This window comes from Janthinobacterium sp. 61 (assembly GCF_002846335.1).
Taxonomy (GTDB): Bacteria; Pseudomonadota; Gammaproteobacteria; order Burkholderiales; family Burkholderiaceae_D; genus Janthinobacterium.
Window position 1 is genome coordinate 898,812 of sequence record NZ_PJMQ01000001.1, and the last position, 14,960, is coordinate 913,771.

The 14,960-nt window shown below is 63.1% G+C and carries 13 protein-coding genes; 7 read left to right on the forward strand and 6 right to left on the reverse strand.

Going from position 1 to position 14,960, the window contains the following annotated elements; all coding sequences use genetic code 11:
* Positions 1–4: 4 nt before the first annotated feature.
* Positions 5–853, reverse strand: a complete 849-nt coding sequence (gene asd / locus CLU92_RS04190) for an archaetidylserine decarboxylase (protein WP_101480854.1) — start codon at positions 851–853, stop codon at positions 5–7.
* 240 nt (positions 854–1,093) lie between these two features.
* Here asd and CLU92_RS04195 point away from each other — a divergent pair, with 240 nt between their 5' ends.
* From CLU92_RS04195 to CLU92_RS04215, 5 genes are all read left to right on the forward strand, one after another.
* Positions 1,094–3,322, forward strand: coding sequence for a TonB-dependent siderophore receptor (locus CLU92_RS04195; protein ID WP_257560967.1), 2,229 nt, complete (start codon positions 1,094–1,096; stop codon positions 3,320–3,322).
* A gap of 119 nt (positions 3,323–3,441) precedes the next feature.
* Positions 3,442–4,680: a DEAD/DEAH box helicase gene (locus CLU92_RS04200; RefSeq protein WP_101484481.1), complete on the forward strand. Its 1,239-nt coding sequence runs from the start codon at positions 3,442–3,444 to the stop codon at positions 4,678–4,680.
* 67 nt (positions 4,681–4,747) lie between these two features.
* A complete protein-coding gene (locus CLU92_RS04205; protein ID WP_101480855.1) occupies positions 4,748–5,365 on the forward strand; it encodes an LON peptidase substrate-binding domain-containing protein in 618 nt (205 codons plus the stop codon).
* Between the two features lie 143 nt (positions 5,366–5,508).
* Positions 5,509–6,252 (forward strand): DNA-binding protein, encoded by a 744-nt coding sequence (locus CLU92_RS04210; RefSeq protein ID WP_101484482.1) that lies wholly within the window; start codon positions 5,509–5,511, stop codon positions 6,250–6,252.
* Positions 6,253–6,530: 278 nt separating this feature from the next.
* Entirely contained in the window at positions 6,531–7,478 is a 948-nt protein-coding gene (locus CLU92_RS04215; RefSeq protein ID WP_101480856.1) for a cupin-like domain-containing protein, read from the forward strand.
* On the opposite strand, the gene CLU92_RS04220 is transcribed toward CLU92_RS04215, so the two are convergent.
* Positions 7,475–8,398 (reverse strand): DMT family transporter, encoded by a 924-nt coding sequence (locus CLU92_RS04220; protein WP_101480857.1) that lies wholly within the window; start codon positions 8,396–8,398, stop codon positions 7,475–7,477. The two genes, CLU92_RS04215 and CLU92_RS04220, sit on opposite strands and share 4 nt — an antisense overlap.
* A gap of 51 nt (positions 8,399–8,449) precedes the next feature.
* Here CLU92_RS04220 and CLU92_RS04225 point away from each other — a divergent pair, with 51 nt between their 5' ends.
* Positions 8,450–9,007, forward strand: coding sequence for an XRE family transcriptional regulator (locus tag CLU92_RS04225; protein WP_101480858.1), 558 nt, complete (start codon positions 8,450–8,452; stop codon positions 9,005–9,007).
* A 15-nt stretch (positions 9,008–9,022) separates the two neighbouring features.
* Complete coding sequence (locus CLU92_RS04230) at positions 9,023–9,934, forward strand: ADP-ribosylglycohydrolase family protein (protein WP_218973441.1); 912 nt, start codon at positions 9,023–9,025, stop codon at positions 9,932–9,934.
* On the opposite strand, the gene CLU92_RS04235 is transcribed toward CLU92_RS04230, so the two are convergent.
* The 4 genes from CLU92_RS04235 to trpS form a co-directional block, all read right to left on the reverse strand.
* Positions 9,931–10,662 (reverse strand): bifunctional 2-polyprenyl-6-hydroxyphenol methylase/3-demethylubiquinol 3-O-methyltransferase UbiG, encoded by a 732-nt coding sequence (locus tag CLU92_RS04235; protein ID WP_101480859.1) that lies wholly within the window; start codon positions 10,660–10,662, stop codon positions 9,931–9,933. The genes CLU92_RS04230 and CLU92_RS04235 overlap by 4 nt on opposite strands.
* Entirely contained in the window at positions 10,659–11,900 is a 1,242-nt protein-coding gene (locus tag CLU92_RS04240) for a voltage-gated chloride channel family protein (protein ID WP_101480860.1), read from the reverse strand. The genes CLU92_RS04235 and CLU92_RS04240 overlap by 4 nt, the downstream gene beginning before the upstream one ends.
* Before the next feature lie 34 nt (positions 11,901–11,934).
* Positions 11,935–13,524: a pyridoxal-dependent decarboxylase gene (locus CLU92_RS04245; protein ID WP_101480861.1), complete on the reverse strand. Its 1,590-nt coding sequence runs from the start codon at positions 13,522–13,524 to the stop codon at positions 11,935–11,937.
* 119 nt (positions 13,525–13,643) lie between these two features.
* Positions 13,644–14,720, reverse strand: coding sequence for a tryptophan--tRNA ligase (gene trpS, locus CLU92_RS04250; RefSeq protein WP_243858142.1), 1,077 nt, complete (start codon positions 14,718–14,720; stop codon positions 13,644–13,646).
* Between the last annotated feature and the right edge of the window lie 240 nt (positions 14,721–14,960).

Below are 14,960 nucleotides of genomic sequence, written 5' to 3' on the forward strand. Positions count from 1 at the left end.
TGGCTTACTTGGGCAGATTGCCCATGACTTCGCCCAGCTGCACTGGGCCGGCAGGTTGCCAGTTGGCATTGAATGCCACGGCGTCTTTCGGGAACAGCATGACGACGGTGGAGCCCAGCAGGAAGCGTCCCAGCTCTTCGCCTTGTTTCAGCACGACATTGTCATTCGCATAGCTCCAGTCGCGTACCTGGCCCGTTCGGGGCGGGTTGACGACGCCGTGCCAGACGGTGGCCATGCTGCCGACGATGGTGGCGCCCACCAGGGTCATGACGAAGGGACCGTTGGCCGTGTCGAACACGCAGACGACTCTCTCGTTGCGCGCGAACAGGCCGGGAATGCCGCGCGCCGTCGTCGGGTTGACGGAAAACAGTTCACCAGGGACATAAATCATGCGCGTCAGGCGGCCATCGCACGGCATGTGGATGCGGTGGTAGTCGCGCGGGCTCAGGTACAGGTTGGCGAAGCTGCCGTGATCGAACCGGGCCGCCAGGGTCGCATCGCCGCCCACCAGGGCCGTGGTGCTGAAGTTGTGGCCCTTGGCCTGGAAAATCTGGTCCTTGTCGATGTTGCCGAACTGGCTGATGCGGCCATCGACGGGGCAGACGTAGTCGGCCTTGGCCAAGGGACGGGCGTCCGGGCGCAGCGCGCGCGTGAAAAAGTCGTTGAAGCTCGTGTAGTGCGTGATGTCCGGGTCCAGCGCCTCATCCATGTTGACGTTGTAGCGGCCCACGAACCAGCGGATCAAACGCGTCGTCATGGCGCCGCCCTTGGCGCCGGCGATGCGGCCGGCAAAGTTGGTCAACGCTCCTTTTGGAAGCAGATATTGAGGCAGGACGGCAAGACGGTCAGACACGATGGGAAGCCTTTGACGGGGTGATGGGAATAATGATGAAAACGCATTATAGCGGCGATGTGGCGCGCAATGATATGCACCGTATGCAAGGGTGCGTATCGCAGGCTGTCACCAAATTTAATTTGCTAAAGGAAATATTTTCAGGAAACTGTGCCGCTCGTAAAAAATTGCAGCACAATACAGCGGCCTGTTTTTTAGCATTTAGCCATTTTTATTCAGCCAACTTTTTTCAGCCAAGTCATGATGCCACGCCGTTGCTTCCGCCTTACCGTTGTTTGTTCCGCTGTCCTGTTTGCCTGGAATGCCCAGGCGCAGCAATCCGAAGCGCCAGTCGGCGCTGACGTTGCCGCCGCGCCGCTGAAGGCTGAAAAGCCTGCCGCGCCCGCCATGCAGACCGTCGAAGTCAAGGGCAGCGGCTATGATCCGCGCCGCGACGATACGGCAAGCAAGATGGTCGTGGGCAGCGAGGAAATCCTCAAGTATGGCGACACGAATGTCACCGATGTGCTCAAGCGCTTGCCCGGCATTACCGTTTCCGGTGCGGCCGGGCGCTCGGGCGGCGAAATCCGCATGCGCGGACTGGGCAGCGGCTACACGCAGATCCTGCTTAACGGAGAGCGGGCGCCGGCCGGTTTTTCGCTCGATACCCTGTCGCCCGACGTGATCGAGCGCATCGAGATTTTGCATGCGGCCAGCGCCGAGTACAGCACGCAGTCGATCGCCGGCACCATCAACGTGGTGCTGAAAAAGGCCGTCAAGACAGCGCAGCGCGAGATCAAGCTGGGCGTGCAGGGCAGTGACGTGAGCTTTTCGCCCAGTGTCAACGTGCAACTGTCCGACCGCGATGGTAATTTCTCATACTCGATGGCCGGTTCGCTGTTCCGCTATGACTATCATTATGATAATCCCGGACTGGAACTGGGCTACGCGCCCGATGGCCGGCAAAACCTGCTGCGCCGCACGAATGGCACCGGTGATGGCCGCCCGGAAGGCATCAATCTGTCGCCCCGCCTGAATTGGGCGCTGGCCAACGGCGACAATGTGACGGCGCAATTGTTCTTCAACGGCGGGCGCTCGAACCATCGCAATATCAGCCGTGCGGAAACAGAACAGGGCTTGCGCCCCGACTACGACACGAACACGGGCAGCTCCAGCAACCACAATGCCTTCGGCCGCAGCGACCTGACGTGGATGCACAAGCTGGCCGGCGGCGCCAAGCTGGAACTGAAAATTGGCGCCTCTGCCGCCCGCAATACGTCCGACAGCTTGCAGCAAGGCTTCATCGATGGCAGCGCCCTGGCGCTTGAGCGCAAGGTGGGCGTGAAGGCGACGGAAAACGGCGTCAGTTCCACCGGCAAGTATTCCTCGCCCTTGCTGCCGGGCCATGCCCTGTCCATGGGTTGGGACGGTGCCTACACGGAGCGCGAGGAAACCCGCCGCCAGCGCGAAGCGGCCCTGGGCGCGTTGGGTGCACGCCCGCCCGTCAACAGCGACGAAGGTTTCGACGCCACCATCCAGCGCCTGGCCCTGTACGTGCAGGATGAGTGGGAAATTACGCCGCGCTGGTCCATGTATGCGGGCGTGCGCTGGGAAGGCATCGATACGCGCAGCGCGGGCGATACCTATGAGGAAGTGAATCAGCGCACCAGCGTGTGGAGCCCGCTGCTGCAAACCCTGTGGAAGTTGCCTGATACCAAGGGCGACCAGGTGCGCCTGGCCCTGACGCGCACCTACAAGGCGCAGCCCACGTCCAGCCTGATTCCGCGCCGCAATACCTCGACCAACAACAGCCAGACGGACCCTGACCGCGAAGGCAATCCGTATCTGAAACCGGAGCTGGCGCTGGGCATCGATGCCTCGTACGAGCACTACTGGGCCGAAGGCGCCTTGCTCAGCGCGCGCGCCTCGGCCCGCCGCATCGACGGCTATACGCGCCAGGGCTTGCTGTTCATCAATGACCGCTGGGTATCGACGCCCGTCAACGATGGCCGCGCCAATACGCAGACACTGGAACTGGAAGCGAAGTTCCCGCTGCGCGCCGTGCTGTCCGCGCCCGTGCCGGCCATCGACTTGCGCGCCAGTGTCAGCCGCAACTGGTCGCAGGTGGAACAGGTGCCGGGGCCGGACAACCGGCTCGACCAGCAAACCCCCGTCAGCGGCAACTTTGGCCTCGACTACAAGACGCCGGACGGCGTGCTGACCACGGGTGGCAGCTTCAATTTCCGCAATGGCGGCCCCGTGCGCATCACCGAGCGCCAGAGCGCCTACACGTCGCCGCGGCGCGACCTCGACATTTATGCGCTGTGGAAATTCGATGCGAAGAACCAGCTGCGCCTGGCCGTGTCGAATTTGCTGGCACAAGACTTTGAAAGCAACACCATCTATACGGACGCCAGCGGCACGATAGTGCGCAACAGCATTTCGCCGAGTTCGCCGCAGGCGCGCGCGACCCTGGAAATGAAGTTCTGATCGTGACGTTCTCGTACTGAAATCCCCGGCCCGCATCCCCGCTGGCCTATAATCTCGGCAATTGCGCGCGCGGCCAGTCCGTGCGCGCCACCTTTTCCTTTGCCAAGATTGCTTTCCCCATGACGTTTTCCTCCCTCGGCCTGATCGATCCCCTGGTCCGCAAACTTGATGAGCTCGGCTATGCCAAGCCCACGCCGGTGCAGGCGCAAGCGATTCCTGCCGTACTGGCCGGGCGCGACCTGATGGCCGCCGCCCAGACGGGCACGGGCAAGACGGCCGGCTTTGCCGTGCCGCTGCTGCAGCGCTTGACCCTGGAAGGCGTGGTGGCGCCCCAGTGCGTGCGCGTGCTGGTGCTGGTGCCCACGCGCGAACTGGCCGAGCAAGTCTATGCCAGCTTCCGCAGCTATGGCGGCAACTTGCCTCTGCGCAGCTTTGTCGCCTATGGCGGCGTGCCGATCGAGCCGCAGATCAGCAAATTGCGCAAGGGCCTCGACGTGCTGGTGGCCACGCCAGGCCGCCTGCTGGACTTGCAGACGCAGGGCGCCGTCAAGTTCGAGCAAGTGCAGACGTTGGTACTGGACGAGGCGGACCGCATGCTGGACCTGGGCTTCGAGCGCGAGCTCGATATATTGCTGATGACCATGCCCAAGCAGCGCCAGACCCTGCTGTTTTCGGCCACCTTTTCGGATGCCATCCGCGCCATGGCGAAAACCATGCTGAAGGATCCCGTTTCGGTGGAAGTGAGCGCGCGCAACAGCACGGTCAAGGCCGTCAAGCAGTCGGTGATCGTGTGCGACAAGAAACGCAAGCCGGAACTGTTTTTGCACCTGCTGAAGAAAAAGCGCTGGGGCCAGGTATTGGTCTTCGTCAAGACGCGCAAGGGTGTCGAGCTACTGGTGAACACCTTGCTGGAGCAGGGCGTGCGCGCCGACTCCATCCACGGCGACAAGACGCAGCCGAACCGCCTGCGCGCGCTGGCCCGTTTCAAGGAGGCCGAGGTGCAGGTGCTGGTGGCCACCGACGTGGCCGCCCGTGGCCTGGATATCGATCAATTGCCCGTCGTCGTCAATTTCGACTTGCCCACCGTGGCGGAAGACTATATCCACCGCATCGGCCGTACGGGCCGCGCGGGCGCCTCGGGCGAAGCGATATCGCTGGTCTGCGCCGACGAAGTGGAATTGCTGTCGGCCGTGGAAGCGCTGACGCGGCAAACGCTGAAACGCAATGAGGAACCCGGTTTCGAGGCGGAGCACCGCGTGCCGGGCACGTCCGCCGGCGGTACCATCCAGAAGAAGGCCGTCAAGGTGCTGGCGCCGAAGGCGGCGGAGCGGGCCAAGAAGCGCCGCTTCTACAAATAAGCGGCGCAGTCAGCTTGGCGAGGCAAGGCGCGCAGCACGGATATGCCATTCGTGCCATCATGCGCCTATGACCTCGATACCTTTGTTCCCGCTCAATACGGTGCTGTATCCCGATGGCTATCTGCCCTTGCAGATCTTCGAGGTACGCTACTTGGACATGATACGTCAGTGCATCATGGGTGAGCAGCCGTTTGGCGTGGTGCAACTGCTGGACGGCGCGGAAGTGCGCAAGCCGGGCCAGCAGGAAACTCTGGCGCCCGTGGGCACCCTGGCGCGCGTCATCGACTGGGCGGCGCCCCTGTCGGGCTTGCTGCAAATCAAATGCATGGGCATGCAGCGCTTTCACATCGTGGCCAGCGAGCAGCTCAAGTACGGCTTGTGGATGGCGCAGATTGAAACCTTGCCGCCCGATAAAACGATTCCCATCCCGCAAGAGCAACAGAACGTGGCCGATGCGCTGGGCGCGTTGATACGCACCTTGCAGGAGCAAAAGATTCCGCCAGAGCAGATGCCCCTGCAGCCGCCGTACCGCCTTGACGAATGCGGCTGGGTGGCGAACCGCTGGTGCGAGCTCTTGTCCCTGAGCGCCATGCAAAAGCAATTGCTGCTGAGCCAAGACAATCCCGTGCTGCGCCTGGAACTGGTGCAAGATATGCTCACTGAAAATGGTTTGCTCGAAGAGTAAATTCGCGGAAGCCGCATGTTTTCTCATGCTTCCGTTGTGCAATTGCAATTTCTATTGAGAAATACTTTACGCTTTGCCGCCGCTAGCATAAGATAATGCCCCTGGGCAAGATTGCCCTGAGCAACATTCAAGAGCACACGATAATGGCAAAAGTAAGCGCGGAACAGATCAATGCGGCAATGGAAGCGATGGCGGGGGAAGGCCAGGCCATCACGGTGCGCGCCTTGCGCGAGCGGCTGGGCAATGGCGCCTGCCTGGGCACTATCAGCAAGCTCTTGCAGCGCCGCAAGGCCGGCGCGCAGCGCCAGATCGCTGCCGCCGCCGAACTGTCGCCCGTGCTGCAGCAAGCCATTCTCGATTATGTAGGACAGGAATTAAGCGCCAGCCACAATGCGCATGAAGCCGAGATGAACGACAATCAACAGGAATTGATGGACCTGGCCAGCGAGAACGAGCGCCAGCAAGAGTTGCTTGACCTGCAGGCGGGCGAGCTGGAAACCTTGCGCGAGGAACTCGAACGCGAGCGGCAAGTCGCCAACCAGGCACGCACGGACTTGGCCAAGGCGCAGCTGCGCCTGGAAGGCTTGCCGCGCCTGGAAGAGGCCGCCGAGCAGGCGCGCATGGACCTGGCCAAGGCGCAATTCAAGCTCGAAGGCATCCCCCGCCTGGAAGAGGCGGCCGAAGCGGCGCGCGCCGAATTGATCCAGGCCCAGCTGAAGCTGGAAAGCCTGACCCGCGTGGAAACGGAACTGGCTGCCGCGCGTCTGGAACTGGAAGCGGAACGCGAAGAGCTGGGCGAAACGCGCGCCGAACTGGACGAAGAGCGCACCTTGCGTATCAAGGCGCAGCAGTTCATCGTCGATCCTATCTTCAAGACCCCTGTCTGAGGACACCTGACCAAACCTGCTGCGCGTTGGTATAGGCGGCTTGCGATGCTCACCGTGCTCTAGCACGGTTGCGCTTCGCGGCCACCTCTACCTTCCGCTCGCGACGGTTTTGTCAGGTGCCGATACGTTCCTGGGTAACCCTGGCGGGCGATATCACTCTTTTTGCTGGCTTGCACTCTGCCTTGCAGCCACGCTGATGCGCGCAGTCGGGCCTTGCTGGCTTAAAATGGCGCACTGTCGCGTCATGCCGTGCGACGCCTTGATCGCAAAGAAGGTTTATGTCTGTAGAAAAAGAAGTGCCGCTCCCGCTTGCGGCCACCCCCCTATCGTCGCGCGCGTTGCCGCCCAGGCCGCCAGCCGCATTCAGTTCGCCCGAAGCGGCACTCGCGCGCAAGCAGGCGCGCGAAGACAAGGATGCGCAGGTGCGCGGCGTTACCTCCATCGATGCCATGCGCGAGGCCATCAAGCAGGCGGCGCGCGACTTGCCCACCATCAGCGCCGTGCCGCGCCTGGCCATGCTCGGCGCCGCCGCATTCCGCGCGCGCGCAGCGCTGGGCTTGCCTTTCCTGATGCGCGGGCTGGTGCAGCGCTGGCCCCTGTCTGCAGTGGGTCCGGAAATCTTGCGCGAGCAGTTCAGCCACGTGCCCGTGCGCGCGCGGGTGGGCGATTACATCAACACGGCATTTGCGGCCGATCGCGCCATGCAGGACATGTCGATGGGGCAATACCTGGACCTGGTGGCAGAGGGCAAGTACGCGCTGCCGCCGTATCTGGGTAACCTGGAGTTGCGCGAATTGAACCGCCTGTGCCACTGGCCCACGTATTTTGACAAGATGGGTCCGCCGCGTTTCTGGGTGGGGCCGGCTGGCACGGTAACGCCTTTGCATTGCGATTACGATGACAATATCTTCGCCCAGGTATGGGGCTGCAAGCGCATCATTTTATCCCCGCCGCACCACGACGAATTCCTGTATCCCAGCGAAGCGAACGCCATCCTGTTCGGCTCGCCGTTTGACCCGGAAGCGCCCGATTTCGAGCGTTTTCCCCTGGCGCGCCAGGCCAGCATGATCGAATGCCTTGTCGAACCGGGCGACATGTTGTACGTGCCCGCCGGCTGGTATCACCAGGTGCGCGCGCTGACGTTTTCGCTCTCCTCGAACCGCTGGGCCAGGGCCATGCCGCTGGCGCTGCATGGCGGGGCGGCGCTGCGGCGTACCGAGGCTTAATCTGATGCCGCGATGGCCTTGCCATCGGCGCGCAAGCGCCTGGGCCGCCATTCGCTGAGGATGCCTGCGCCAATGATCAGGATGGCCCCGACGATGGCCAGCGCGGGCAAGCGCTCGCCCGCGATGCGCCCTATCACGCCAGCCCAGACTGGCTCGCCCGCATAGATCAGCGTGGCCTTGGTGGCGGAGATGCGCTTTTGCGCCCAGTTCATCACATACTGGATCAGCGCACTGGCGCAGCCCAGCGCGAGGACGCTGAGAATGAAAGTTTTGCTCAGGGCCGGCGGCGCTTCGCCCATGACGGGCATCAACAGCAGGGCAATCAACGACGCCGTTGCCAACTGCACGATGGTCACGCGCAAGATGTTCAGCTGCGGCGAGACCCGGCTGATGAGGATGATTTCCAGGGCAATCGCGATGGCGCCTATCGCCGTGATCAGCTCGCCTTTGCCCAGGCCCAGGCCCAGGCCCAGGCCCAGGCCATCCGTGCCCGTGAGCAGCAGCAAGCCGACGAATGCCAGCACGACGGCCACCCACACTGCGGGGCGGGGCCGCTGCTTGAAGACCAGCCATTGCACCAGCGGCACAATGGGTACATAGAAGGCCGTGATGAAGGCGGACTTGCTGCTGGAAATATGCATCAAGCCATAGGTTTGCAGTGCGTAGCCGCCAAAGATGCTGACGCCGATGAGCATGCCGGTGAATAACTCGGCCTTGCTCAAGTGACGTAGCTGGCCCCGGCAAACGAGGGCGCCGATGCTGGCGGCGACGGCAAAGCGGGCGGCTACAAAGGCCAGTGGGCCGCTGACCGTCACGGCATGCTGCACGATGAGAAATGTTCCGCCCCAGATGAAGGTGATGGCGATCAGGGCCAGTTCGGGCAGGCCGAAGGCGGGCGGGGGACTTGCGTGCGTTTTCATGGGAAGCTATGCTATGAGCAAAATATTTCCCATCATAATAGGAGCAATATATTGCGCAGTCAAGCCGAGGCCGGTGGCGTGCTGGAGCACCTGGCCAAAAATCTGCGGCGCTTGCGCCTCGCCGCCGGCCTCAGTCAGGAGGAGCTGGCGCGCCAGTCTGGCCTCAGCCGGCGCATGGTCAACGGCGTCGAGGCGGGCAGCACCAACATCAGCCTGGCCAACCTCGACCATGTGGCCGCCGCCTTGGGCGTGGCCTTTGTCGACCTGGTGCAGCCGCCGCGGCAGCCGCACGACAGCCTGCGCGTGCTGATGTGGCAAAGCGCATCGCAAGCGAGCCGGGCAGTGCTGCTGGGCGCCGCGCCCGCCAGCCGCCAGGTGGAGCTGTGGTCGTGGACCCTGGCGCCGGGCGAGCGCTATGATGCGCAAGCCGACCAGGCCGGATTCAGCGAAATGCTCTACGTGCTGGAAGGCGAGCTGCAACTGGTCCTGGCGGCCGGGACGAGAACGCTGGCCACCGGTGATTTTCTTGTATTCAGCAGCGCGCAAGCGTATGCCTACGTCAATGCCGGCGTATCGACCTTGCGCTTTACGCGCAATGTGGCCAGCTAGGAATCAATGGAAACCATGATGACATCAACTTTGCACAACCGTTATCTGGGCGCCATGCTGGCGCTGGCCTGTGGCGATGCCATCGGCACGAGCGTGGAGTTTTCTCCGCGTGGCAGCTTCGCGCCCGTGACGGGCATGACTGGCGGCGGCCCGTTCGGCCTGCAGCCGGGACAATGGACGGACGATACCTCGATGGCGCTATGCCTGGCCGAGAGCCTGGTGCTCAAGGGGACATTCGCCCCTGAAGACCAGATGGCACGGTATCTGAACTGGTGGCAATGGGGCTATCTGAGCTCCACCGGCACCTGCTTCGATATCGGTGGCACGGTAAGAGACGCGCTGGCCAGGTTCCAGGAAACGGGCAATCCCTGGAGCGGCTCTACCGCGCCGGATTCGGCTGGCAATGGTTCGCTCATGCGCCTGGCCCCGGTGGTGCTGTTCGCTTATCCCGATGTGACGGCGGCCGTGGCCTATGCCGCCGATAGCTCGCGCACGACCCATGCGGCGCCGGAGGCGGTCGAAGGCTGTCAATTGTTTGCTGCCTTGCTGTGCAGCGCGCTGGCGGGTACGCCGAAAGAGGCGCTCATGGGCAGTGTTGCATATCGGCCTGCCGAACCCAGGCTGAGGGAGATGGCCACTGGCCGTTTCATCGCCAAGACGGAAGGGCAGATACGCGGCACGGGCTATTGCGTGGAGTCGCTGGAAGCGGCGCTCTGGTGCTTTTTCAATACCGACTCACTGGAAGAGGCCGTGTTGCGCGCCGTCAATCTGGGCGAGGATGCCGATACGACTGGCGCCATCGTCGGCCAGCTTGCCGGCGCCTATTATGGCGCCCAGGCGATTCCCCCGTGCTGGCTGGATGCGCTGGCCATGCGCGGCGATATCGAAGAGCTTGCGGGCAAATTGTTCGAGCGCACCCGGGGCTAGCGCAGGGCGCAGCCCACCAGCAACAGCATCGGCCGCTCACGCTCTTCGGCCAGGGCTGGCTGCTGCGCGAGCTGTGCGTCGGTGGGACCCCATTCTTCCACATGTTCCAGCTGGAAACCGGCGCGTAGCAGGGCATTCAAGGTGGTGCCCAGGGTGCGGTGCTGCTTGATCACGCCGGGCGCCAGCCAGTCCGACACGCGCGGGCCTTGCTGCTGGTAGCTGTCGACAGGCCAGCACTTGCGGCCTTGCGCATCGGTCAGCCAGCCGGGCTGGCGCGGCGCCATGAAGATCGGGTGCTCGACTGAAAACACCAGCTTGCCACCCGGTTTCAAGCCGTGCCGGATGGTGGCCAGCATGGCGTCGAAACCTTCGATGTAGTGGAAGGCCAGCGAGCTGTAGATCAGATCGTAGCTGGCGTGCGGCAAGGCCAGTTGTTCCAGGTCAATCCGGGCATAATCGACCTCCGCGTGGCTCCCCATGCCACGCGCCTGCGCCAGCATCTTTTCCGAAACGTCGACGCCCAGCACCCGTGCCGCGCCGGCATCGGCAGCCCAGCGGCAGAACCAGCCATAGCCGCAGCCCAGATCCAGTACGCTTTTGCCTTGCAACTCTGGCAGCATGGCGCGCAGGGCTGGCCACTCGGGGGCGCTGTCGAGGCCGCCGACGGAGCGGGGCAGCTGGCTGTAGGCCGTGAAGAAAGTGTCGTTGTCGTAGATATTCTGTGTCATGTGTCTTGGTCCTTTTGGGCTATGCGTTTGGCGTGGCCGCCCCGCTGCGCCCGGTAAATGCCCGCGTGGCCGGAAAACAGATACGCCACGACGCAGGCGATGGCCGCATACACGCCGATCTCGGCGCCGAACAGTTCCATCGCCATCAGGGTCGAGGCGATGGGCGTGTTGGCCGCGCCTGCAAACACGGCAACAAAGCCGATGGCGGCCAGCAGGGTGACGGGCTGGTGCAGCAGGGGGGCCAGCGCATTGCCCAGGGTCGCGCCGATGTAGAACAGGGGCGTCACTTCGCCGCCCTTGAAGCCCGTGCCCAGCGAAACGATGGTGAACGCCATCTTGCCCAGAAAGTCCCAGGCTGGCAGCGGTTCCTTCAGGGCGTCGACGATGGTGGGAATGCCCAGGCCGATGTAGCGATCCGTACCGATCAGCCAGACGGCAGCGGCGATGACCACGCCGCCGGCCAGCGGGCGCAGTGGCGCGTAGCTGATCCAGCGCTTCATCAAGCCGCTCAAGCCATGCGTGGCTTGCGCAAACACTTTGCCCGTCACGCCGAACACCACGCCCGCGATGACCATGGCGCACAAGGTCCAGGCAGAGAGGGCGTGGGGCAAAGGCACGGCGTAATGCGTGTGGTGGACGCCCCACAGCAAGCCCACCTGGTCGGCGATGACGGCAGCAGCCAGGCAGGGCAACATGGCTTCGTAGCGCAATCGGCCGATGGCCAGTACTTCCAGGCCGAAGATGGCGCCGGCCAGCGGCGTGCCGAAGACGGAGGCAAAGCCGGCGCTGATGCCGGCCATCAGGATGATGCGGCGGTCTTCATTGTTCAAACGAAATATGCGGGTCAGCTGGTCGGCCAGCGCGCCACCCATCTGCACGGCCGTGCCTTCGCGCCCGACGGAGGCGCCAAACAAATGCGAGAGCACCGTACCGCCCAGCACCAGCGGCGCCATGCGCAGCGGGATGATTTTTTTCGGGTCGTGGATTTCATCGATGAGCAGGTTCGCGCCGCCTTCGACACTGCTGCCGTAGCGCAAGTACAGCCAGCCGACGGCAAAGCCCGCCACAGGAAGCAGCCAGATCAGCCAGGCGTGCGCCAGGCGCGTGCGCGTCGCCCAGTCCAGGGCAAACAGGAAGCCTGCCGAGGCCGTCCCTGCCAGCACGGCCACAACGAAGGCAAGCAGCAGCCATTTCAACAGATATCGTAACAGATCGGTGAGGGCGCTCAGGCGGTGCATCGGGCATCCAGTCGGGGCTGATGGGTGGGATTGCCTACAGGCCCAGTTCGGCCACCAGCGCCTGGCCGATGGCCCGCTGTTCGGCCAGGATGGCGCGCAGGTGGTGGGGGCGCGTCTTGACATTTGTCATGACTACGCGCAGCACATTGGTCGGGCCAGGGTAGCGCGTCGATTCGAGCACCGTGCGCGACACAAAGCTGTGGCCCTGCGCCTTTTGCCTGTTTTGCAGCTTGGCGTTGAGCGTGTTCAGCTGCTTGTTCAGCTCGGTCGCCGCCTCCGCCTGGCCGCTGGCCAGCAAGCTTTCCATGCGCTGGCGCAAGTGTGCGGGCACGTAGCGGTAGGTCAGAATGAAGGTGTCGGAGCGCGTAAGCAGTTCGAAATCCTGCTGGTCGGCCAATAAATCCTGCAACTGGCCGGACAGTGTGGCAGCCTGCTGCAGCAAGGTCGTGTAGCCGGACACGCCCAGCACCTTGAACGAGGTCCACAGTTTCAAGGCGTCGAAGCGGCGCGACCCTTCCAGCGAAGTCTGGCCCAGGTCGCCCGAGTTGTCGCGCAAGATGTAGTTGGCGTTGTGTTTCAGCAAGTTCAGGCTGGCGCTGTCCTTGAACAGCACCATGCTTTGCGCCATCGGCACCCACAGCAGCTTATGTCCGTCGATGACGACGGAGTCGGCCAGGGCTATGCCGTCGTACAGCGCGCGGTACTGTTCCGCGATCAGCAGGGCGCCGCCCCAGGCCGCGTCCACATGGAACCAGATGCTTTCTCGGGCGGCAATTGCCGCCATGGCGGCCAGCGGATCGATGGCGCCCGTTTCCGTCGTGCCAGCGATGCCGATCATGGCGATGACCTTGATCTTGCGCGACTTCAATTCGGTAATCGTCGCTTCCAGTGCGGCGATATCAATGCGGTTGTCGCGGTCGACGGCCACCAGGTGCAGGGCGTTTTCGCCCAGGCCCAGGGTCGCCAGCGCCTTTTTCACGGAATAATGGCTGCGGGCCGAGCCGATCACGGCCAGCCCCGCATAGCCCGATTCCTGCATGGCGGCAAACAGGCCCCGCTTGCGCGTGCCGGGTAGCTGCTGTTCCAGCGCCACGGCCAGCGCCGTCAAATTGCCCATGGTGCCGCCATTGACGACATTGCCCAGCGCGCCGCTGGTGGCGGCCATCGCCTGCGTGTAGACGCTATCGGGCTGCTGGTATACCTGGCGGTGCAGCCAGCCCAGGATCTGTTTTTCGATCAGGGTCGAGACGTACGCTGTCTCGATCTTCACCTGGTTCTGGTTCAGGGTGGCCGTAAATGCTTCGGCCAGCACGCTGATCCAAGGCAGGGCCTGGGTCATGTGGCCGATGTATTGCGGGTGGTTCAGCTGGGCCGTATTGGCCAGCACGGTGGCGTCGAGTTCCTGCAGGAATGCCGCCACGGGCATGCCGTGCGCGGGCAGGCAGGTGTCGGACAGTTGCGTCAGCAGTTCCGCGTACGGCGTGTGCGGATACGGCGTGTCGCGGTCAGCCGCCAGCCAGCCGCCCAGCATGTGCAGCGCCTGCTGCAGGGGCGCGGGAGAGCGTTGCAGCGCATCGATGGAAAAATGCTGCTGCAGCAGCTGTTCGACAGTGGTATCGGTCATGGCACTTTGTCTTCTCTACGGATTGCTGATGCCACGGTGACAAACGAATTGCGCCCAGGCGGAAGCGGGATTTTACCCGACTCCGCCTGGGCGCATCAGTTTGCTGTTACTGTCTGTGATCAGAAGTAGTTCAGGCCCAGCGCGGACTTGACTTCATCGGCCGTGCGGGCCGCTACTTCGCGTGCCTTGAAGGTACCTTCCTTGAGCATCTGGATGACTTGGCCCTTGTCCTTGGCGAACTCTTCGCGGCGGGCGCGGATCGGCGCCAGCATTTCCTGCAAGACCAGGTCCAGGCGCTTTTTGACGATGCTGTCGCCCAGGCCGCCACGCACGTAATGGGCTTTCATGTCGGCCAGCGCCGCTTTTTCCGGGTCAAACGCATCCAGGTAAGTGAAGGCGATGTTGCCTTCGAGGTGGCCCGGGTCTTCCACGCGCAGGTGCAGTGGGTCCGTGTAGACTTTTTTCACGGCGGCCGTGATTTCGGCCGATGTGGCGCCCAGGTTGATGGTATTGCCCAGCGACTTGCTCATCTTGGCCTTGCCGTCGATGCCGGGCAGGCGACCAATGTCCGGCACCAGCGCCTTGCATTCCATCAGCACTTCACGGTTGTACATGCGGTTGAAGCGGCGCACGATTTCATTGGTTTGTTCGATCATGGGGATCTGGTCTTCGCCCACGGGAACCACGCCTGCCTTGAAGGCCGTGATGTCGGCCGCCTGGCTGGCCGGGTAAGTCAAAAAGCCGGCCGGGATGTCCCGCTCGAAGCCGCGCAGGCGGATTTCTTCCTTGACGGTGGGGTTGCGCTCGAGGCGCGCCACGGTGACAATGTTCAGGTAGTAAAAGGTGAGTTCGGCCAGTTCCGGAATTTGCGACTGGATGAATACCGTGGTCTTGGTCGGGTCGATGCCGACGGCCAGGTAATCGAGCGCCACTTCGACGACGTTGCGGTGCACCTTGTCGATGTCATCCATATTGTCCGTCAGCGCTTGCGCGTCGGCCAGCATGATGAATTGCTTGTAGTTGTTTTGATAGGAAACACGGTCGCGCAGGCTGCCGACAAAGTGGCCCAGGTGCAAGGGGCCGGTAGGGCGGTCGCCCGTCAGGATCACGGATTGCGAGGCGATGGCGGCGGCGGACAGCGGTGCGGCTGGGGCGTTATCGGTGTCGGGGGTATCGGGCGTGTTAGGCAAGCTCATCAAGTTTCCTTTTGAGCCGCCTGCATCGGGGATGATCCAGGCTGAGCCTGTTACGCCACCGATCGAGGCGGCGTGGATCAAATTCACATCACTATGCAGTGGCCGCGCGAAAGTGAGCGGGACCACCAATTCAAGCAGGCGTGTTGTGACGGGATAAATTTCATGGCGTTATGGTTGCAGTTCGTGCGCGTTCTGTCAAGTTGCGTGCCGATATATCTGCTGCGCCGCGTCAGAGCTTGG

What these genes read in the sequence shown, in the direction of transcription:
- CLU92_RS04210 (WP_101484482.1), top strand. Translation starts at nt 5,509, where the DNA reads ATGGCAAAAGTAAGCGCGGAACAGATCAATGCGGCAATGGAAGCGATG.
- CLU92_RS04205 (WP_101480855.1), top strand. Translation starts at nt 4,748, where the DNA reads ATGACCTCGATACCTTTGTTCCCGCTCAATACGGTGCTGTATCCCGAT.
- CLU92_RS04240 (WP_101480860.1), bottom strand. Translation starts at nt 11,900, where the DNA reads ATGCACCGCCTGAGCGCCCTCACCGATCTGTTACGATATCTGTTGAAA.
- CLU92_RS04235 (WP_101480859.1), bottom strand. Translation starts at nt 10,662, where the DNA reads ATGACACAGAATATCTACGACAACGACACTTTCTTCACGGCCTACAGC.
- CLU92_RS04220 (WP_101480857.1), bottom strand. Translation starts at nt 8,398, where the DNA reads ATGAAAACGCACGCAAGTCCCCCGCCCGCCTTCGGCCTGCCCGAACTG.
- CLU92_RS04195 (WP_257560967.1), top strand. Translation starts at nt 1,094, where the DNA reads ATGATGCCACGCCGTTGCTTCCGCCTTACCGTTGTTTGTTCCGCTGTC.
- CLU92_RS04200 (WP_101484481.1), top strand. Translation starts at nt 3,442, where the DNA reads ATGACGTTTTCCTCCCTCGGCCTGATCGATCCCCTGGTCCGCAAACTT.
- CLU92_RS04230 (WP_218973441.1), top strand. Translation starts at nt 9,023, where the DNA reads ATGATGACATCAACTTTGCACAACCGTTATCTGGGCGCCATGCTGGCG.
- CLU92_RS04215 (WP_101480856.1), top strand. Translation starts at nt 6,531, where the DNA reads ATGTCTGTAGAAAAAGAAGTGCCGCTCCCGCTTGCGGCCACCCCCCTA.
- trpS (WP_243858142.1), bottom strand. Translation starts at nt 14,720, where the DNA reads ATGAGCTTGCCTAACACGCCCGATACCCCCGACACCGATAACGCCCCA.
- CLU92_RS04245 (WP_101480861.1), bottom strand. Translation starts at nt 13,524, where the DNA reads ATGACCGATACCACTGTCGAACAGCTGCTGCAGCAGCATTTTTCCATC.